Genomic DNA, 20,523 nt, shown 5'->3' with positions numbered 1-20,523 from the left:
AAAAAACAAAAGGCCGCATCTGCGGCCTTTTTTACATCCTTCAATCCGGCATCATTACCAGACCGGCATTTCATCCTGCAGAAAAGGATTATGCAGGCGCTCATAGCCCAGAGTCGACATAGGACCGTGACCGGGAATAAACGACACGTCATCGCCCAGCGGCAATAATTTGCGTTTTATCGCCTCGATCAACTGATTGTGATCGCCGCGCGGGAAGTCGCTGCGCCCTACTCCGCCTTTGAAAATCACATCACCTGAAATTAGTAGTCTGGAAGCACCGTCAAAGAAGACCACGTGCCCGGGAGTGTGGCCTGGGCAATGCAGCACCTGCAGGGAAATATTCCCCACGCTAACCACATCGCCCTCATTCAGCCAGCGATCCGGTTGTAGTGGCTGGCACTCATCCAGACCAAACATCCGGCTTTGTGCGGGTAATCCCTCCAGCCAGAACTCATCTTCTTTTTCCGGACCGATAATCGGCACGCCGTAATGTTGTGCCAGTTCCGCTGCGGCGCCTACGTGATCGAGATGACCGTGAGTGAGCAGGATCTGCATCAGGCTAACACCTGCCGCCGTCACTTCCTGTTTGATTCGCTCAGCATCACCGCCAGGATCGACCAGTGCCGCCAGCCGGGTTTGTTCACACCAGATCAAAGAACAGTTCTGCGCGAACGCGGTAACCGGAATAATACGATAGTTCATGATGCTCCTTTCGTTACCAGTGCCGTACCGGCCCGGTATCAATATGCACAAAGTTGCTACGTGGGTAATATCCTACACCACCTGTGCGCATAGATAACGCCGCTTTGCGAACATTGCTTAACGAAATGCCTTCAATATGGAAATCCATGGCCTGACCCTTAGTGTGGTAGCTATGCTTCGCCACACCACGGCTTCGTGCCCGAAGTTCATCATTGGTATCGAGGGAACGATAACCAGAGATGAGCTGGACAGGCTTGTTGGTGCCTATTAATCCCTGCAAGCGATAGAGTTGATCGAACAAACCAGGATCGATGGATTTAATTTTATTCGCGCGGTAGTCGCGGAAAAAATGATTAAGTCTTGCTAATTCATCCTGAATATAGCCTCTGCCATCGAAAAACTCCGCCTTGAGTGATTCACCAGTATGCAGGTTGTTCAGCGTCAAAATACGCGGTCGGGGGGTCGAGAGGGTGGCAAATGCCGGCGCAGGCAGAATGGCAGCAGCACCGAGCGCAGCTCCACCTAACGCCAGCAGTTTGCGGCGATTAGCGTCAAATTTGTCCATGATAATCAGGTCTACAGGTAAATGAATCGTAATATACTTTTCCCGCAATCCGCCTGTTAGCCGCCAGCACGCGCTCACCTCCCTGACAGCTAATAAATATCAGCCACAGAGAATTTGCTGCTTACCGCCACACGCATTTGCAGGATTATATGTATATGCACTTCTGGCGCACGAAAGGCACCTTACCGGGCATTATTGCCAACGTCAAGGTAGCCCAACCCCAGTAAACTCGGGCCTTGCAGACAACAAGGCCCATTTTCACACAAAGATAGGACAACCGAATCCGTTGAACTACTTCATTTATCTGATTAATTGTTCAGCTTTAGACAGGATTTGTGCGCTGGATCGCGCGGTGAGATCGTAATTGTAAATATCTGTTCGATATTGTGTACGTCCATCTGTGCCAACAAAGGCGGTCAAATAATAGAGATTAACCGGGATATTCTGGCGAATATTCACGTAGCGGGTATTGCCCTGCTTGAGCGCATCTGAAATTCGCGCATCGTTCCAGCCAGCATCCTGCAGCAGCATATTCGCCAGCTCCGAAGCTTTATTAACGCGCACGCATCCGGAGCTCAGAGCCCGACCGTCTCTCTGGAACAGATTATGGTTCGGCGTATCGTGCAAATAGATAGCATCCGAACTCGGCATATTAAATTTATAACGCCCCAGCGAATTACGCGCACCTGGCGCCTGCTGGAAGCGGAACGGTAAATTCGATGCCGTTATGGTCTCCCAATCAACCTGCCACGGATCAATCGCTTCTTTACTGTTCCAGCCACGCATAAGCGTATAACCGTGCTGCTCAAGATAGCCTGGATTATTGCGCACCTTCGGCAGGATATCTTTACGCGCCAGCGTCGGCGGCACATTCCACGGCGGGTTAACCACCACGTTGTTCAGCGCGCTGCTCATCATCGGCGTTTTGCGATCCGGACGGCCAACAATAACCCGCGATGCCAGCACCTGGCTGCCATCCTGGTAGTAGACCAGCGAAAACGCCGGGATATTGACCATAATTCCGGTCGACAAATTGCCCGGCAGCAAGCGCAAACGCTGAATATTCAGCGCCAGCACGCCCGCACGCTGCGCTGGTGAAACATTAAGCCAATCACGAGTTGCCGGGCCAATGACCCCATCAGCCCCTAAACCTTGCCACGCCTGGAAGCGCTTAACACCTTCAACTAATTGCCGATCGTAAACGCCGCGACCGCTGCTTTTGGCCGTTTTCTCAGCCGATGGGCTAACAACATCATCGCCAGGCAAAGCAATTTTGGCAGAATCATCCAGCATGCCAGTACGCTGTAAAATTTCACGCAACGCGCCAGCATCGTTGCTCCACTCCCCAGGACGCAGCGATGCCTTACTGGTGAGCTGCGGCCATGGACGCGAATCAGCAACCTGGGCTAATAACGCCTGGTGCATAGCGGCATACTGCGGATGCTGTGGCGAAAGACCGGCGATAAACTGCGGTAGCGAACCGTTATCCAGTGCCTGCTGCCACAGATTAATGACTGATAGCGGCGGCGTCGACATCGTGTACGGTTTAGTACCATACAGCCAGCGATTACCCTGCGTCGGAATACCGCTAATAAAATGCAAATAACCCATCATGGCATCGGATAAGACAATATCTCGCGCCAGGCCGTTGACCGCTGGGTCGGTCAGCAGCTCTACCCATTTGGTGAACTGCGGTTGAAAACCGGCGATAGCGACTTCAGCCAATTGTTGTTGAAACGCCTGCACCGCCTCACGATTATCCCACATCGGTTTCATGTCCCTGGCCGCATACAGCGATACCAGTGGATTCATAAATACCGGCTGATAACCGGACGGCAGAACGACCTGAATATCGGCACGACTTTTTATCGCCGCATCGGCGGGAAGCGCCTGCTCACCGGCCATTTTGGCGACCGTCGCAGATTGGCCTTCGCTCTGGCCCAGCGCAGAAGAGAGCTCTCCGATAGTTGCAGAGCTGTCTGTTGGTACAACTTCAGGCTCTTCGGCCTGGACATTGAACAGTGGAGCAAATGCAAAAGCCAGGCTCAGGCTGAGCACCGACAATTGACGACCATACCATTTCTTTAGCAACATCCCTTGCCCCCTGTTAACACATTGCCGCCCGCAAAATTGGGGCTCACTTTCAGTATATGAAGACGAAAACGCTTTTGCCTTCCCAAATGTAAAGAAGTTAAAAGATTATACAATCCTAAAATACACGAACGGATAACAAAAAGGGCGACATCATGCCGCCCTTTGACTGGTCACCGAATAGACCTACGAAGCATCAGCCGTTCCCGGCAGCGTTTCAGGTAGCTGTGGGGCAAAGCCACGCAGCCCAACAACATGCACATGCTCGTGGTTATTCACCACTTTACGCACCAGTTTGTAAGTCGTCCCTTTTTCCGGGCTGATATTTTCGGGTGCCGCGATAATCAACTGCATTTCCAGACGATCGCACAGCTCGAACAGCGTCGCGATAGAACGGGCATCCAGACGCGCCGCTTCATCAAGGAACAGCAGACGACACGGCGAGATATCCTTGCCGCGCAGGCGCAGGGATTCATCTTCCCAGCTCTGCACCACCATCACCAGAATCGACATCCCGGTACCGATAGCCTCACCGGTTGACAACGCCCCGGACTCCGCACGCAGCCAGCCGTCAGAACCACGGTTAACTTCGACTTCCATCTCCAGATAGTTACGGTAGTCGAGCAGCTCCTCGCCAATGGTTTGCGGCGTGCGCTGGCCCATATCTATCTGCGGGTTCAGGCGCTGATACAGCTTCGCCAACGCTTCCGAGAAGGTCAGACGGTTGCTGTTAAACAGGTCCTGATGCTGTTCGTGCTGCTCAGACAACACGTCCAGCAGCGTCGAGTGGGTCTCCCGTACATTGACGTTCAGACGCACGCTGTTGACCTGACCGAAGGAGACGCTCTGCAGCCCCTGGTTGAGCATACGAATACGGTTCTGCTCGCGCTGGATGGTCTTGCGAATGATATTGGCCACGCTGCGAGAGCTAATAGCTAGCTTCTGCTCGCGGTTGGTCAGCTCTTCCGTCAGACGGCTGAGTTCAATCTCCATCTGCTCAATCGCTTCGACCGGATCGTCGGTACGGATGATGTCCTGGCGGATACGCTCGCGCAGATGCTGATAGACGGCGACGAAGAACTGAATTTTACGTTCCGGACGCTTCGGATCTTCAGAAACACGCAGTACATCGCGTAGATGCTCGTTATCCGATACCGCCAGACGCAGCGCGCCGAGCGCCTTATCCGACATTGAACGCAGCTCGTCAGCAGAAAGGTAAGCCAGCTCACGGCGATGCAGACGACGTTCTACGCCGTTATCTTTCACCAGGCGCATCACCGCGCACCAGCCCGCTTTGGCGCTCACCACCTGTTCGCGCATTTCGCAGTAATCGCGCTCCAGCTTACGCAGCTTGCGGGTCAGGTTGTCCATTTCCGCTTCGCAGAAGGTCAGCGCTTTCTCGAGCTGATTACGCCGCGAACGGTTGTTGCTCAGCTGAGCATGCAGCTCGTCACGACGCAGACGGGCGCGCTCTTCAGCACCCGCATCAGCGCGTACGCCGATATCCTGAAGCTCTTTGTGCAGGTCATTGAGCAGCTCTTTTTTGGTGTCATACGAACTTTTCAACGACGCCAGTACCTGGTTGTACTGGTTGAGCTGCGCGGCGTGGGTACGTAACGCTTCACGAGTTCGGGCGCGTTCCGCTTCCGCCTGCTCAAGACGCTGACGCAGCTTCTCGTTCAGATCGCTATTCCCACTCAGCATCTCCGCTGAATCCGAGTAGCTAAAGTGGGCACGGCGCTGCACCACTTCGGTCAGCGCAAACGCCTGCTGACGCGCATCGCGTTGAGTCTGCTGCGAATATGCGTAATCTTCTTTCAACTGCTCAAACTGCTCAGGGTCGCTCTGGAGAACGGAAACCATCGGCTCCAGTTTCGCCAGCTGATTACCATGCTGCTGGACGAAACGCGCGGCTTCCTGCGCTTCGTCAAGACGCTCCTGGATTTCATCAACGCGATCGGCCAGCGAATCATCGGCCAGCAGATTCAGACGCGGCAACAGGCGATTCAGCGCGGATACGCCCTCTTTCGCCTGCTCGTACTGCACCCGGTTCTGCTGGTTATCGCTTTCATGCGCGCTCAGCGCCCGCTCAAGCTCGCCACGTCGGGTATTGAGTTTGCGGATTTCTTCTTCCGGGTCATCCTCGAAGGCCACCGCCAGATGATTGCCGATAAAGCGGCTGAACGCCTGATGCAAACGCTGAGTTTTCTGCACATCAAACGACAGCGTCGCAAAGCGTTCTGACAGGCTTTCACGCTCGGCGTGTAGCGTTTCGACGCGGCTTTCGCGGGCAGCACGGCCAAACAGCGGCAGCGTCGGGAAGCGTGAATAGCGCCACTGACGATCGGCAATCTTAACGACAACCGCTTTTTCCAGCTCATCAACGCTGAATACGCTGTCATCAAACGACTGCGGATCCCCTTCGATCAGATAGAGATCTTCCGGACAATCTTCCAGCCCTTCCAGCTGTTCAGCAATGCGCGACAGGTCCGGGACGACAATCGCGTGGCGGGACGGTCCGTATAGCGCGGAGTAATACGGCGCATCGTCGAGGCTAACGTCATCATAGATTTCTGACAGCAGCTCGCCGCCAAAACGTTCCGCCAGCGTATTCAGGCGCTGATCTTCAGAGCCGCCCGGCTGACTGAGACGCTCAATTTCATCGTCGATAGCGCGCTTGCGGGCACCGACTTCATCACGCTCTACGATGGCCTCGCGTTCACGCTCCAGCAACTGCTGGAGATACTCAGTGACGTCCTGGCTTGATTCAAACTGCTCGCCGCTCTGCTCGCAAAGCTGGTTGAGGCTGTTCTGCGCTGCCAGCCATATTGGTGCGCGGCGCATCAGTGTCTGGGTGCGCGATTGCAGCTGCTCCAGTTCCTGACGCAGGGTCATGCGCCGTTCACTGGCGGAAGAGACGCTGTCAGACAACGAAGCAATACGGGCTTCCAGCTCCTGATGCAGGGCTTCCAGCTCGTCGATATCGTAGCGTTTGCCCTGACGTTTGCAGAACTCGGTCAGCTGGCGCTCGGCATCCTGCTGTTCACGCAGGCGCTGTTCAAGTTCAGTCAGGCGACTGCGCAACCCATGGGCCTGCTCAGCCTGATGACGCTGATTGACACCATCGCGCAGCAGTTCGCGCGCTACGTCCCAGGCCTCGTTACGCGCCAGCGGGCCGTTTATCGAAGCCACCAGCTGATACGCCTGCTCGAACTGGCTGTGCGCGGTTTGCGCCACGCTCATTTTCTGGTCCAGCGACAGCATTTTCTCCGTCGCTTCCTGCTCTTTCGCCTGGAAGGTTTCCAGCCACTCGTCGGCGCTCTCCGGGGTTAAGTCCGGCAGATGGCAGAGGGCTTTTGCCCGCTCCAGCGCCTGCAGCGCTTGGTTATACTGAATCGCACGAGTCTGCTGCACGTCCAGCGCCTGCTGGTAGTCGGCGAGCTGGTTCTTCAGCTCATCCACTTCCAGCTCGGCGGCTTCGGCGCGAGCCTCGTTCTCTTCCTGTTGGTCAACCGCTTCCGCTACGACTTCATTTTGCTCTTCGAGACGGATCTGCAGTTCATCGAGATCTGCTTCATAGCGCTCGATTTTTTCCTGCTGACGCAGAGCGGTTTGCACCAGGTTCAGGTGATCGCTGGCAGCCTGGTAATCGGCTTCCAGATCGCCTTCCGCCCCGTTATGCTCCTGCAGTTCGCGCGCCATATCGACGTGCTTGTACTGCTCGGCGGCAAGCTGTGCTCGCGAGGTGAACAGATCGCGCCGGTATTCCAGCGCTTTGTCGAGATGAATGCGTCGCTCGTTGGCGTGGCGCATATAGTCAGCCGCCACGTAGTTGGTGGCTTCACTGATCAGATGTTTGAACAGATCGCGGTCGGACTGCGTGACGCGAATCGCTTCCAGCGTCATGCGGTTTTCGCGCAACGCCGCTTCCATATCCTGAAACGCTTTACGTACACCGCTGTTTTCCGGCAGCAGGTAGTCGCGCAGCGAGCGGGTGATGGTGCTCGAAATCCCGCCGTACAGAGAGGCTTCGATCAGGCGATAGTATTTGCTACGGTCCGAGGCCGAACGTAGGCGACGAGCCACCACGCCCAGGTCAAACATCAGCGAGTGATATTCGGTGATAGAGTTGAACTGCTTGAACTGCACCCCTTCCATCGCTTCGAGTTTATCTTTCAACTCGTTGAGCGTAACGACGCGCGCCTGGCGTTCGTTAAGGGTTTCAGTTAGCAACTGAGTCGGCTGAATGGAGGTCGGCAGGCCCTGAATCGCAAAAGGTTTGATATCGACTTTACGATCGCGACCAGCGACCTGCTGTAGACGCACCCCAACCACCACGCGCTGGTGACGAGAGTTGATAACGTCCAGCACTGAGTAACAAACCCCGGCGCGCAGCTTACCGTGCAGACCTTTGTCGCGCGAACCGCTGGTGGCCCCGGCTTCCGTGGTGTTACGGAAGTGTAGCAGCGTAAGGTCCGGGATCAGCGCCGTAACGAAAGCCGCCATGGTTGTGGATTTACCGGCACCGTTACCGCCCGAAAGCGTGGTCACCAATTCATCGAGATCAAAAGTACGGGCAAAAAAACCGTTCCAGTTAACCAGCGTCAGCGAGCGAAATTTACCGCGTTCAATCATTACTCTTCCTCCCCGCTATCCGGCTGATTTTCTTCATTCTCATCATTGAGCTGCAGGCGATTTTCCAGCGCCATGGCTTCGCCGTCGCGGATCATGCGCAGTTGCGCTTCGCGCGGATCGTCTCCAGCACGTACGTCAGCCCCGAAGCGGAAGACCGATTCAGTGATGCGGAATTTGCTGCTGTCATGGCCCATAAACCACACCATGCCAAGACGGCGCAGGCGGTTAAGCGAGGCGCGCATTTTTTCCTGCAGTTTCTGGCGGTCAAGGTCGGAACCAGTGGAGCGGTTATTCACCAGCTTCAGCAGTTTCGCTTCATCCGCCAGAGTCAGCAACTCATCATAAAGCTCCTGCTGGGTGAAGATACCTTCATTCGCCAGACGCTCCGGGCTCAGATAGAGGTAGCAAAGAATTTTACCCACCATCATATCCAGCTCGGAGAGCACCGAACGCGGGATAAGCGTGGTGGAACGCGGGCGCAGATAGAAAAATCCCTCCGGCGCGCGAATCAGCTCAACGTTATAGCGAGCATAAAACTCTTCCAGGTAATCCTGAAAATCCATTAAAAAGGCGTGATTATCCAGCTCGTCGAGACCGACGTGACGGCCCGCGCGCAGGGCGCTATCCAGCGCCGGGAATAACGGATTAGCCAACGCTTGCGCCAGTTTAACTGGCATCACTTGTTCAATATTTGTCGATGACATGCGCCTGTACCTTGGCTCCGTAATCATTAATCGGCTGCCATTTGGCTGGCAGTCCGGTGAAATCTGCTTGCGCTACGCCCAAACGTACCGCCTGGTCGACAACGATTCGCGCAACGTCAAAGTGGCGCGCGCGCGGATACTGCGCCAGATACTCGCGTACCACCAGACCGAGATCCAGCGGCAGGCCTTTATCTTTATAAATCGCCAGTTGAGATTCGATGAGCGCCGCAAGCTGCTCGCGAATTTCGTTAAACTCTTCGTACTCAAGATCCGCAGGAAGTTCCCCGGTTACCTCTTCATCATGCAGCGCCATCTCTTCATCGCGCATATCAAGCAGGCGATCGGCGCTAGCATGAGTGAGTGCCCACGGTGCATCAAAGTAGGTCTGAACCGACTGACGCAGGCGCTGAGCGAAGACGCGGTTCTTATCCATATCAATCGCGGTACGGATAAACTTGTGCACGTGGCGGTCGTAGCCAATCCACAGGTCAATCGCCTGCTGGCCCCAACTGACGATACGGTCCAGCTTGCTTTGCAGATCGAAAACCAGGCGATCGACGAAGTTAAGATCGTCGCGGGCCATGGTCGAATCCTGAATGCGCAGCAGGTTTGCCTGCAGCTTATCGCCGGCTGCATCCAGCGTATCCTGCAGTTCGCGCAGAGTACCGGAGGTTTCCGACAGCAACAGTTCACAGCTGGAAATCGCCGCCCGCCAGTCTTTGTTCAACAGCTGAGCAATGTCGTCTTTCACCAACTGCTGCTGCTCGTCCATGATTCGCTGAGTCAGGTCAATACTGTCGAATATTTCCGCTACCGAGTATTTCAGCGGTGCGAACACATTACGGTGCCAGTGGAACTCATCGCCCCCCTCTTCTGCAGAGTCAGCGGCACGCTTTAGCTCACCGGCAACGATCGATAGCTGCATTGACAGACGCAGGGTGGAAAACTCACGCTGGCGAATATAATAATCGGTGATCCCGATGCCTAAAGGCGTCAGGCGATAAATGGCATTGCCTTCGGTAATTTCGCTGGTAAAGCGGTTCAGCAGACGCTGGCGCACCATATCGTTAATGGCATTATTGGCACGCTGGCTGATGGTTTCGCTGGTCTGCTCAAACGCATCACTGACGTGGCGGAACGCGTCCACCAGTTCTCCCTCGGTCATTTCCCCTTCCATCCGCTCACCGTTCAGCGTGGCAATCGCCAGCAGGAAAGAGAGTCTGTCGACCGGCAGCGAAATAGAAAAATCATTTTTCCTGGCCCAGGCAACCAGTTCGGGGACTGTCTGGGAAAATTCACTCATAGTTTATCCTTGCATCTGCGGCTTAAGCGCGGTGACATGAATGTAACGACCCAGGCTGATATACGGCTCCTGGCGACAGTAGCGCGTTTCCAGCTCCAGTAGCGCCGCAAACTTGTCGTGCTGTTGGCGTTTTTCACGCAGATAATCATGAAACACTCGCACGCCGGTCTTACCGGTAATCTGCCAGCCAATTTCTTCCAGCCAGCCATAAACCTGCTGCGGATCGCGCGGGTAATCCGGCGATAGCGTGCGTTTTTTCTTTTTCGGCATACCTAATTGCACATAGTCTAAATTTCCGACAACGATATTGCGCATCAATAGACCGTTAGCATTGTAGAACATGAGCGACAACGCGCCGCCGGGACGTAAAATTGACCACAGCGTACGCAGCATCGCCTGCGGCTCGGCTACCCATTCCAGCACCGCATGAAACAGTATCAGATCGACAGGACTTTCCAAATGCTGCTCAATATCCTGAGCTGCGCATTGTACAAAATGCATGTTGTCGATCACACCTTTATCAGTGGCAGCCTGTCGGGCACGAGCCACCATTTCGCCGGAAAGATCGCATAATGTGACATGGTGACCCATTTCCGCCACTTTGATTGCCGTTTGCCCTTCGCCGCCGCCCGCGTCAAGAACCCGCAGTGGTCCCGGCCCCATCTGGCTGAGCAGCGGTTGCAGATCCTGCCAGAGGATCGCCTGCCGCAGCTGGCCCTTGGTGGTGCCGTAGATATTGCGCGAAAGCTTATCAGCAATATCATCGAAATTACGATCCTTCACGGATGACTCCACACGCCAACACAAAGCCGCTATTTTGTCATACCCGCGCGGAGAATGGAGCGATCTGTTATAAGATCCGGGCATATCTTTGGTTATATGGTTAAAAAGGAACCATCCGGCATGCTTTTTACGCTGAAAAAGTTTTTAGGTGGCATGATGCTCCCGCTCCCCCTGCTGTTATTGCTTATCGCTCTGGGGATAGCGTTACTGTGGTTTAGCCGTTTCCAGCGCGCAGGCAAGCTCTGCGTAAGTCTCGGTTGGCTACTGTTGTTGCTTCTTAGCCTGCAACCGGTGGCCGACAGTTTGCTCAAACCTATTGAGGATAAATACCCGACGTGGCGCGGCGAAGAGCGCGTGCAGTACGTGGTTGTGCTCGGCGGAGGCTACACGTGGAACCCTGAGTGGGCTCCCAGTTCAAACCTGATCAGCAATAGCTTGCCACGGTTAGCGGAGGGGATCCGCCTGTGGTATGCAAACCCGGGTGCAAAATTGATCTTTACTGGCGGGAGAGCAAAAACTAACCCGATGAGTTCCGCTGAAACCAGCGCCAGAGTTGCAGAGAGCCTGGGCATACCGCGCAGCAAAATTATCGTGCTGGATAAACCCAAAGATACTGAAGAAGAGTCTGCTGCGGTGAAAGAAGCGATTAGCGATGCCCCATTCCTGCTGGTGACCTCCGCCTCACACCTGCCGCGAGCGATGATTTTCTTTCGTCAGGCCGGACTGAATCCTTTACCCGCCCCCGCCAACCAGTTGGCGATCGAGTCACCACTCAATCCGTGGGAACGCGCAATTCCGTCCCCCGTATGGCTGATGCATAGCGATCGGGTTGGCTACGAAACGTTAGGTCGCATCTGGCAGTGGTTAAAAGGATCCTCAGGCGAGCCAGGGCAAAATTGATTTTGCCGCAAGGTCGAAACGGGCGCGATCAAAGCGCCCGGTATTCACCAGGTTTTCCACTTCATCCCACAACAGATACAGCCAGCGCCGCCAGAGAAAAGCCTCAGCTACCGGCGCACGACGCAGATAGTGCCACAATAGCTGCTCTCCTTGCCCACCATCGGCCAGACGAAATAACTCAAATTCACGCGGAGCCCAGAGCATCATGCCCGGCCCCACCATCGCCAGCAGCTGATCACTACGCGCATCTTTCAGCATGCTGCGCAGCGTAAAGCTACCGTGCACCAGAACACAGTTATCATTAAAGTCTTTAAACAGATCTGCAAGGCATTCGCGAGTACGGAACAAAATACGTTTGTCCTGCATGGTCAGGCCGGTATCCTGATAGAGATTCAGCGTGCTCCATAGCACCTCAATCCGTTGGCGATACCAGTGCGGCCAGAGGTTTTCCTGAGTGCTATCAACCATCCCTACGCAACCACCGCTATCCTGCCGATGCCAAGCCAGTAGCGCTTCAACGATTTGCTCCTGCAATTGTTCCCAGCGTTCCGGGGTACGGGCGGGCGCTTCAACCGAAACGCCACGCAGTCGTTCAATCAGCAGGACATCGGGCCCAGGTTGCTCTTCATGCGTCATTACGCCATAGACAACCGGCATGCGTACGGTTCCACTACGCGCAAGAGTCGAGATTTTCCACGCCAGCTGACGCGCTATCCCTGGCGTCGTAAAACTTCGTGCCAGCAGCGGCATTGGGTTTCCTTGAGCATCATATAGCGACCACAGCGCCGACGAAGGCTTTTCGCTGACGCACTCCACGCGGCTTAGTTTTTCACCAAGCAGATGGCTCAGTTCGGTACGCAACTGTTCCATTTCAGATTACCCCTATGAATACTACCGGTTTCATAATGAGCGTCTGCTACGGGGTTGTCATCGGGTGAGATCAAAATTGCCGCAAAAAAGTATGGAAAAACGGCCTGAATATATCCCCTCCAGACGGAGGGGATGAAAAGATTAACGCAACTCTGCGCGAACGCGTTCCAGATCTTCCGGCGTATCAACGCCCGTTCCCGGAACCACTTCAGCCACCGCAACATGGATTTTTTCGCCGTACCACAGAACGCGCAGCTGCTCTAGCATTTCAATCTGCTCCAGCGGACTTGGCGCCCAGCTGACGTAGCGACGAATGAAACCGGCACGATAGCCGTAAATACCGATATGGCGCAGCAAAGAGTCGCCGATAGTTTCGCGGGATTGAGCAAAACGATCGCGATCCCACGGAATGGTGGCGCGGGAGAAATAGAGCGCGTAGCCTGCAGCGTCCATCACGACCTTCACAGCATTCGGATTAAACGCTTCTTCGGCATCGTGAATTGGTACCGCTAAGGTTGCCATACCGCTGGTGCTGGCGGCCAGATTTTCAGCGACCTGACGCACTATCGCCGGCGGGATCATCGGCTCATCGCCCTGAATGTTAACGATGATAGTGTCGTCACTAAAGGCGCATTTCTCGACCACCTCGGCAAGGCGCTCGGTACCGGATTGATGATCTTCACGCGTCATACATACTTCACCACCGGCAGCTTCAACCGCACGGGCAACGTCCGGGTGGTCAGTAGCAACGATGATACGGTCGGCTCCGGACTCACGTGCACGCTCCAGCACATGGACAATCATCGGTTTGCCATTGATATCCTGAAGCGGTTTTCCCGGCAGGCGAGTCGAAGCAAAACGGGCGGGAATGATAACCACGAAGCTCATGACTGGCTCTCTTCTACAGCAAGCGGACGGGCTTCAGTTTCTAACAGTACAGGAATGCCGTCTCGCAGCGGGAAAGCCAGGCTATCAAGTTTGCAGATCAGTTCTTGCTTATCCTGGCTGTAATACAGCTTACCGTTACAAACCGGACAGGCGATAATTTCAAGTAAACGATGATCCATGATTCCTCCAGATGGACCGAATAGATTCCGCAGAAGCATACCACACGCAGGCTCAGGCGGCGTCAATTTCCCAACCCTGTCGTTGCCCGGTAAAGAGTTCCGCCGGCAGCTGCCCGCAGGCCACCTGCGTCGCGTCCTGCCAGCGGGCAAAATCATCAATCGCCCGTTTTAATCCCTTCTCCAGCCCCGATGTCAGCTTGACGCCATCCTCCAGCCACAGTGAGAAAATTTCCAGTACCCCGGTTTTGCGATGCATTTTGCTATCCATCCGCCCCACCAGCTTTCCCTGGTGCAGAAGCGGTAAAACAAAATAGCCGAACTGGCGCTTCGGTGCGGGCGTGTAGCACTCCAGCCGATAGCTAAAGTTAAACAGCTGCTCGGCCCGTTTACGATCCCATACGACCGGATCGAAAGGCGAAAGTACGGCGCTATGGCTGGCAGACAGCCTGCCGCCAGGTGCTGACTCCAGTTGCGCTAGCGCATCGCGATGGAGCCACATTTCACCCAGCGCTTCTACGTTCACCGATACCACCAGCCCTTCTTCCTGCCATTTCGCCAGCAAACCAGGTAGCGAGGGTTGGCGCAAGCGATAATAATCCGCCAGCCACTGCGGGCGGAAAACCCCCAGGCTGCGGGCGCTGTTGCGCAACATAATGTCTTCTGCCTGCTCTTGCGAAAGCCCATCCCGATCATCATTCCAGTGCGGCATCACCCGATGCATCAGGTCATAAACCCGCTGAAAATTGCGCCGTTCGACAACCATAACTTCGCCTGCGGTAAATAAACCTTCAAGGTGACGTTTATGTGGTTTCCACTCCCACCAGCCGCTGGTGCCTTTGCGCGGATGCTCGAAATCTGCTGAGCGGACCGGGCCGTTTTCAGCGATATGATTCAGCAATTCCTGAATGCTCTCAGCATGTTCGTCCATCCACTCTTTATGATACTTCCAACCCATTTTATCCGGCGTCAACATGCGGTGACGCACTAGCGAAAAGTCGCTACGCGGTAAAAAACAAGCCTCATGAGCCCAGTACTCCATCAGTTCACCAGTACGTAGCGCCTCATCCAGCCAGCCCTGGGGATAGTGGCCGAGGCGGCTAAAAAGCACCAGGTATGGGCTACGGGCGACAACGTTAATGGTGTCGATTTGCAATAAAGACATCTGCTGGATAGTCTGCAAAATATCTTCGGGTCGCGCGCGACGGCGGGGCTTTTTCAGCATCCCCTGCGCGGCAAGATGGAGATGGCGGGCTTCTTTAAGCGAGAGGGACAATACCGACATGCAGGTTCTCCATTAAGGGCTCCAGCGCAACGGTATGGCAAAACTAACGTTGCGCCAGCTTGACTAATTCCGTGAGCAGCCGCTGTGCGCGTTCATCAGCCATTATGGCGTCGACGGGTAAATACCACCAGTTAGCTTGCGCAAACTCCCGGCATTTTACCGCGTCTTTTTCGGTCATCAACAGGGTTTGCTGTGACGTCGCCAGTGCAGCGACGTCGCTTTGATTCAATGCCTGATGATCGGCTAAGGCCACCGTTTTCACTGGCTGCACGCCACAGCTCTCAAGCGTGGCAAAAAAACGCGGCGGGTGACCGATTCCTGCCATCGCCACCACATTGTCGAATGCTACGACGTTTCGACGTTCGCCAGTCAGCAGATTCACCGCCAGTCCGGGACGGAGCAGCATCGGGATCTCTCCCGGCCGGGCCACGCCGCCATTAACGATAATCGCATCCACGCTACGTAAACGTGAGGCGCGCTCGCGCATTGGCCCGGCGGGAAGCCACCAGCCGTTACCAAAACGGCGCACACCGTCAATCACCACGATTTCTTTATCACGCGCCAGCTTATAGTGCTGTAGGCCATCATCAGTGACAATGATCTGCAGATCGTTAGCAGCCAGTAAAGCCTGAACCGCATCGCTACGAGATGGTGAGACGGCGACTGGTGCACCGGTACGCTGGCGAATCAATACCGGCTCATCGCCCGCTTCAGCAGTACCGGTATCAGCATTCAACAAGAGCGGATAGCTTGCCGCTTTACCGCCGTAGCCGCGAGAAACTACGCCAACGCGAATACCGCGCTGCTGGAGCTGCTCCACCAACCAGATGACAACCGGCGTTTTACCATTACCGCCGGCGGTCAGGTTTCCCACCACCACGACCGGGACCGGGGCTCGCCAGGCTTTTCGCCATCCCAGCTTATAGCTAAGCCGTATTAGCCCGCTCACCAGGCCATATAACCAGGAGAGCGGCAACAACAGCCACCATAAAGGCGATTCACCGGACCAGATGCGAGCAATCATGCGCCGAATTGCATCTTATGCAGTTGAGCGTAAACTCCCTTATGCTCCAGCAGATCGGTATGGCTGCCGCGTTCAACGATTTGGCCATCTTCCACCACCACGATCTCGTCAGCTTGCTCAATCGTCGACAGGCGGTGGGCAATAACCAGCGAGGTGCGGTTTTTCTGAAGCTCGTCCAGCGCAGCCTGGATAGCGCGTTCGGACTCAGTATCCAGCGCCGATGTGGCTTCGTCGAGAATCAAAATCGGGCTGTTACGCAGCAGCGCGCGCGCGATAGCAATACGCTGGCGCTGTCCGCCGGAGAGCATCACACCGTTTTCACCGATAATCGTATCGAGGCCATTGTCCATTTTGTTAATAAAGTCCATGGCGTAAGCCATGCGCGCCGCTTCTTCAATCTGCTCGCGGCTGTATTCTTCGGTACGCGCATAGGCAATGTTATTCGCCACCGTATCGTTGAAGAGATGGACATTTTGCGACACCAGCGCGACCTGATCGCGCAGGGAAGTCAACGTGTATTCGCGCAGGTCATGACCATCCAGTAATATCTGGCCTTCATCAACATCGTAGAAACGCGTGATAAGGCTGGCGATAGTCGATTTACCTGAACCCGAGCGCCCGACCAGCGCCACGGTTTTCCCTTCCGGAATGTTCAGGTCAATATTGCGCAGCGCAGCGACTTCACGCCCTGGGTATCTGAAGGTGACGTTTTTAAATTCCAGATTGCCTTTCGCGCGCGCGATCTCCAGCTTGCCCTCGTCTTTCTCCTGCTCGGAATCAAGGATAGCGAAAAGCGTCTGGCACGCCGCCATTCCACGCTGGAACTGGGCGTTGACGTTAGTCAGCGATTTTAGCGGACGCATCAGCGCGATCATTGAGGAGAAGACAACGGTGATTGTACCGGCGGTCAGCGTTTCCATCACGCTCGGGAAGCTCGCAGCATAGAGCACGAAAGCCAGGGCCAGGGAGGCAATAAGCTGAATAATCGGGTCAGAAATTGATGATGCAGAGACCATTTTCATCCCCTGCAGACGCATCTTGTTGCTGACTTTATCAAAGCGCTTGGTTTCGACGGCCTGACCGCCAAACATCAGCACTTCTTTGTGCCCTTTCAGCATCTGCTCTGCGCTGGTGGTCACCTGACCCATCGTGTTCTGCATATTCTTGCTGATATTACGAAAACGCTTCGATACCACGCGAATAGCAATAGACACGATCGGCGCCAGGACGATCAGAATCACCGATAGCTGCCAGCTGTAATAAAACATCATAATGAACAGGCCAATAATCGACGCGCCCTCACGCACGACGGTGATCAGCGCGCTGGAAGAAGAGGATGCGACCTGTTCGGAATCATAGGTAATGCGTGATAACAGCGTACCGGTGGACTGTTTGTCAAAGAAGGCAACCGGCATTCCCATCATATGGCTGAATAAACGACGACGCATCGTCATCACGACTTTGCCGGAAACCCATGAGATACAGTAGCTCGAAACGTAGCTGGTAATGCCGCGCAGAATCATCAACCCGATCACCACCAGCGGCATCCATATCAGCACTGAGCGATCCGTTTTACCAAAACCATCATCCAATAACGGTTTAAGAAGCGATAGCATGAAGGTATCACTTGCCGCGTTAAGCACTAGCGCCACTGCCGCAACGATTAGCCCGGGTTTAAACGGCGCTATAATCGGCCAGAGTCGGCGGAAGGTCTGCCACGTGGAGAGATCTTTATCGTTCTGCATTCAATAAACCAGCTTGTGTTGAAATAGCCGCATATTCTACCCGTTCTACGCCTTCCCGCCAAACCACTGATGATACCAACGAGGTAAAACTTGATCCCGTAAGCCATGGATTTGCCAACTATCTGTGGAAAAAACTACCGTAATTTGCCCCTGGTGCGGGGTATCGAACCATTGATAACCCAGGTTCCGATAACGCTGAATCACTTTACTGGAGGGCATCCGCCATGCATTAAAGCGTGAAGCCGAGGCAAGTGCCGCTTCGCCTCCCACGCTCTGAAGTAAAGCTGTCCCTGATGAGGTATTGCTACCGTGATGCGGAACCTGGATAAGTGTAGACGCAAGATGCTGCCAATAGTGGCTAATCATCGCCATTTCCGCAGGGGTTTCGATATCACCCGTAAGCAGAATACTGTGCTTGCCGTCATCAATTCGCACTACGCAGGAGCGATTATTTCCCTGCTTTGCCACTCCTGGCAGTGGCCACAGAGCACGAAAAGTTAACCCTCTCCATTGCCAGGTTTCACCGCGCTGACAGACTAAATGCCCCGCCCAGCCCAACGGGCTACGAACCCATAGTTGCGGCCATGCTTTCTGTATCGAATTCAATCCGCCGCGATGATCGAGATGTTCATGGCTCAGAATGATCCCCTCAGGTTGCAAATGATGCCAACGCAGCCAGGGGATAATAGTTTGCTGACCACTGTCACCGTCTGGCCACGCCAGCCCAGTATCATAGAGAAGCGCCGCTCCCTGACGTTCAATAACCATAGCCAACCCCTGCCCCACATCCAGCATCGTCACTCGCCATTCATTAGCGTCGGTATTACGCCCAAAAGGCCGACTCAATAACACAAGGCACCCTAAACAAAGCGCAGGTAGCGTCCGCCAGGCATGAAAGCGCCAGGCTATCAATGCCAGCCAGGGTATTATGCTTACGCCAAGCCAGCGAACATCCAGGCCCAACCAACCTGGAGGCAACTGGCGTAATGACCAGAATAACGCAGCCAGAATCCGGTCCGTCAGTTGCCACAAGGCCATCTCTACAAATATCGGTCCGCAGAGATGCAACAGCATCGCTACCAGAATCAGCGGGACAACGACGAAGGTAACCAAGGGCACGGCAATCAGATTGGCGATGATGGAAGTCATGCTGATGCCATGAAAGAGAGCAATTTGAATGGGGATAAGTAAGAACATCAATCCAATCTGCAAATGACACAGCGCAAGTATCTGACGTAGCAACCAATGCCTTTCACGAAGTGAAATCGGCGCCAACTGGTACCAGAAGATCAACGCAGCGACGGCAAACGCTGATAACCACAGGCTCTCGGATAAAACCGCTAACGGGTCAGCGAACAAAATCGCGCCAAGGCAGCAACACCATATTTGCCACGGCGACCAGCGTTTACCGGATAACCGAAGCCAACAGCCGACGGCTAATGCGGCGCAGGTACGCAATGCAGGCGGCTGCATACCAGTCAGCCAGGAGTAGAAAATGGCGCATCCCAGGCCAATAAGCAACGGTGCCCGCCAGCTAAGCCAGCGGCATGGGAGAAAGAACTGCAGCCCTCTCAGTAATAACCAACCAAGCGAAGCCCCCAGCGCAATATGTAAACCCGAAATCGCCATCAGATGCGACGTGCCGGTTTCCTGCATCAAGGTCTTAATCTCACGAGGAACGGCCAGACGCTCTCCCATGCCTAATCCTAGTATCACCGACCGCCATGGTAATGTATCAAGTGTTTGGTTTAGCGATGCCAGATAGCGTGCCCGCAAACTACAGCTTCTGTCCCGGGCTTCGGCGGTAAGAAATCTTCCAGTCAGCGGGCGATGTTGCGACAAGGCATAGCGTTGACTATCAAATCCGCCATCGTTGAGTTGTCCGTGAACCGGGCGAGCGCGAAGCGTCATTGCCCAGACCTGACCCGCGCAGGGTGTTTCAGGTAGATAGTTGCCGTAGAGACTCACTCCAGGAGCGGGAAATAGCCGGCGCCCATCCAGACGAACGATCTTTCCCTGATGGGCTGTCTGTCCGTCGGTTGCGGTAAGTTCAATTTCAACCTGTCGATTTTTGTCTAGTAATGTTTCGGTTGGCCATAACACCTGTCGGGCACTGAGTATCCCCCAAACCAGGAACAACATTATCAACGCGACATATTGCGCAGTGCCGTGACGGAATTGCGCAATAAGTAATGCAAGGGCAATGAGTCCCCAGACAACAAAGCGTCCGGGCAAAACGGGGAACCAGAGCAGCGGTAAGATACCGACAATCACACAGCCGGCGAGTTGTGGTAAACGCATTGACACCTCCTTGTCGGCAGAAGTGTCGCGCCAAATAGAAGATATGTCTCACACGGCGTGGATGAGTTGCATGGTGCTTTCCAGTGAATTTACTCTGTTACCAGAAAACGACCTGTGTTTTGCGAGGAGAGATGGAGAAAGTACAAAAAAAGCACCCGAAGGTGCTTTTTCAACGTTTAAGTATGTTGTCGCCGCTCAGCGAAACTTACTCTTCGTAAATATTGGCGCGGTCGCGTAATTCTTTACCTGGTTTAAAGTGTGGAACGTACTTACCTTCCAGTTCAACTTTATCGCCAGTTTTTGGATTACGCCCGGTGCGGGGTGCTCGATAATGCAAAGAGAAGCTGCCGAAACCGCGGATTTCAATGCGCTCACCTTGAGCAAGCGTTGAGGCCATATGCTCCAGCATTTCTTTAACAGCATCTTCTACTGCTTTCGCAGGAATGTGAGATTGCTGGCTGGCAAGTCTTTCTATCAATTCTGACTTGGTCATTATTCCTCCGGTTTCCTTCAAGGCAAAGTTATCTAACAGCTTAAACAAGGGCGGCCGT

16 protein-coding genes are annotated in these 20,523 nt (G+C 54.5%); 1 reads left to right on the top strand and 15 read right to left on the bottom strand.

Annotation, left to right across the window (positions count from 1 at the left end):
* Positions 1 to 54: 54 nt before the first annotated feature.
* The 7 genes from QVF11_RS19910 to cmoM form a co-directional block, all read right to left on the bottom strand.
* Positions 55 to 702, bottom strand: coding sequence for an MBL fold metallo-hydrolase (locus QVF11_RS19910; protein WP_112214626.1), 648 nt, complete (start codon positions 700 to 702; stop codon positions 55 to 57).
* Between the two features lie 13 nt (positions 703 to 715).
* Complete coding sequence (locus QVF11_RS19905) at positions 716 to 1,267, bottom strand: YcbK family protein (protein ID WP_110275398.1); 552 nt, start codon at positions 1,265 to 1,267, stop codon at positions 716 to 718.
* A gap of 300 nt (positions 1,268 to 1,567) precedes the next feature.
* The gene (gene ldtD / locus QVF11_RS19900) at positions 1,568 to 3,361 is read right to left on the bottom strand and encodes a L,D-transpeptidase (RefSeq protein WP_287858835.1); all 1,794 of its coding nucleotides are present in this window, start codon (positions 3,359 to 3,361) and stop codon (positions 1,568 to 1,570) included.
* Positions 3,362 to 3,544: 183 nt separating this feature from the next.
* Positions 3,545 to 7,993 (bottom strand): chromosome partition protein MukB, encoded by a 4,449-nt coding sequence (mukB, locus tag QVF11_RS19895; protein WP_287858834.1) that lies wholly within the window; start codon positions 7,991 to 7,993, stop codon positions 3,545 to 3,547.
* A complete protein-coding gene (gene mukE, locus QVF11_RS19890) occupies positions 7,993 to 8,697 on the bottom strand; it encodes a chromosome partition protein MukE (RefSeq protein WP_110275138.1) in 705 nt (234 codons plus the stop codon). Before mukE ends, mukB begins: the two co-directional genes overlap by 1 nt.
* On the bottom strand, positions 8,678 to 10,000 hold the full coding sequence (mukF, locus tag QVF11_RS19885) for a chromosome partition protein MukF (RefSeq protein WP_142512458.1): 1,323 nt from the start codon (positions 9,998 to 10,000) through the stop codon (positions 8,678 to 8,680). The genes mukE and mukF overlap by 20 nt, the downstream gene beginning before the upstream one ends.
* A gap of 3 nt (positions 10,001 to 10,003) precedes the next feature.
* Positions 10,004 to 10,783, bottom strand: a complete 780-nt coding sequence (gene cmoM, locus QVF11_RS19880) for a tRNA uridine 5-oxyacetic acid(34) methyltransferase CmoM (protein WP_112214629.1) — start codon at positions 10,781 to 10,783, stop codon at positions 10,004 to 10,006.
* 120 nt (positions 10,784 to 10,903) lie between these two features.
* Between cmoM and elyC the strand changes: the two genes are divergently transcribed.
* Positions 10,904 to 11,683, top strand: a complete 780-nt coding sequence (elyC, locus tag QVF11_RS19875; RefSeq protein WP_287858832.1) for an envelope biogenesis factor ElyC — start codon at positions 10,904 to 10,906, stop codon at positions 11,681 to 11,683.
* On the opposite strand, the gene QVF11_RS19870 is transcribed toward elyC, so the two are convergent.
* The 8 genes from QVF11_RS19870 to ihfB form a co-directional block, all read right to left on the bottom strand.
* On the bottom strand, positions 11,660 to 12,553 hold the full coding sequence (locus tag QVF11_RS19870) for a YcbJ family phosphotransferase (protein WP_112214630.1): 894 nt from the start codon (positions 12,551 to 12,553) through the stop codon (positions 11,660 to 11,662). The two genes, elyC and QVF11_RS19870, sit on opposite strands and share 24 nt — an antisense overlap.
* Before the next feature lie 141 nt (positions 12,554 to 12,694).
* Positions 12,695 to 13,441 (bottom strand): 3-deoxy-manno-octulosonate cytidylyltransferase, encoded by a 747-nt coding sequence (gene kdsB, locus QVF11_RS19865; RefSeq protein ID WP_112214631.1) that lies wholly within the window; start codon positions 13,439 to 13,441, stop codon positions 12,695 to 12,697.
* Positions 13,438 to 13,620: a protein YcaR gene (gene ycaR, locus QVF11_RS19860; protein WP_110275150.1), complete on the bottom strand. Its 183-nt coding sequence runs from the start codon at positions 13,618 to 13,620 to the stop codon at positions 13,438 to 13,440. Before ycaR ends, kdsB begins: the two co-directional genes overlap by 4 nt.
* Positions 13,621 to 13,672: 52 nt before the next feature.
* Positions 13,673 to 14,902 carry a winged helix-turn-helix domain-containing protein gene (locus tag QVF11_RS19855; protein WP_287858831.1) on the bottom strand — a complete coding sequence of 410 codons (1,230 nt, stop codon included), beginning with the start codon at positions 14,900 to 14,902 and terminating at the stop codon, positions 13,673 to 13,675.
* A gap of 43 nt (positions 14,903 to 14,945) precedes the next feature.
* Complete coding sequence (gene lpxK / locus QVF11_RS19850) at positions 14,946 to 15,926, bottom strand: tetraacyldisaccharide 4'-kinase (RefSeq protein WP_112214633.1); 981 nt, start codon at positions 15,924 to 15,926, stop codon at positions 14,946 to 14,948.
* Positions 15,923 to 17,671 (bottom strand): lipid A ABC transporter ATP-binding protein/permease MsbA, encoded by a 1,749-nt coding sequence (gene msbA, locus QVF11_RS19845; protein WP_142512456.1) that lies wholly within the window; start codon positions 17,669 to 17,671, stop codon positions 15,923 to 15,925. Before msbA ends, lpxK begins: the two co-directional genes overlap by 4 nt.
* 45 nt (positions 17,672 to 17,716) lie before the next feature.
* Positions 17,717 to 19,972: a ComEC family protein gene (locus QVF11_RS19840; RefSeq protein WP_287858829.1), complete on the bottom strand. Its 2,256-nt coding sequence runs from the start codon at positions 19,970 to 19,972 to the stop codon at positions 17,717 to 17,719.
* Between the two features lie 205 nt (positions 19,973 to 20,177).
* On the bottom strand, positions 20,178 to 20,465 hold the full coding sequence (ihfB, locus tag QVF11_RS19835) for an integration host factor subunit beta (protein WP_004100704.1): 288 nt from the start codon (positions 20,463 to 20,465) through the stop codon (positions 20,178 to 20,180).
* Between the last annotated feature and the right edge of the window lie 58 nt (positions 20,466 to 20,523).

The organism is Klebsiella sp. (assembly GCF_027492335.1).
Taxonomy (GTDB): Bacteria; Pseudomonadota; Gammaproteobacteria; order Enterobacterales; family Enterobacteriaceae; genus Klebsiella; species Klebsiella huaxiensis.
The sequence above is the reverse complement of the archived record's forward strand: the minus strand, read 5'-3'. Positions and strand labels throughout refer to the sequence as shown.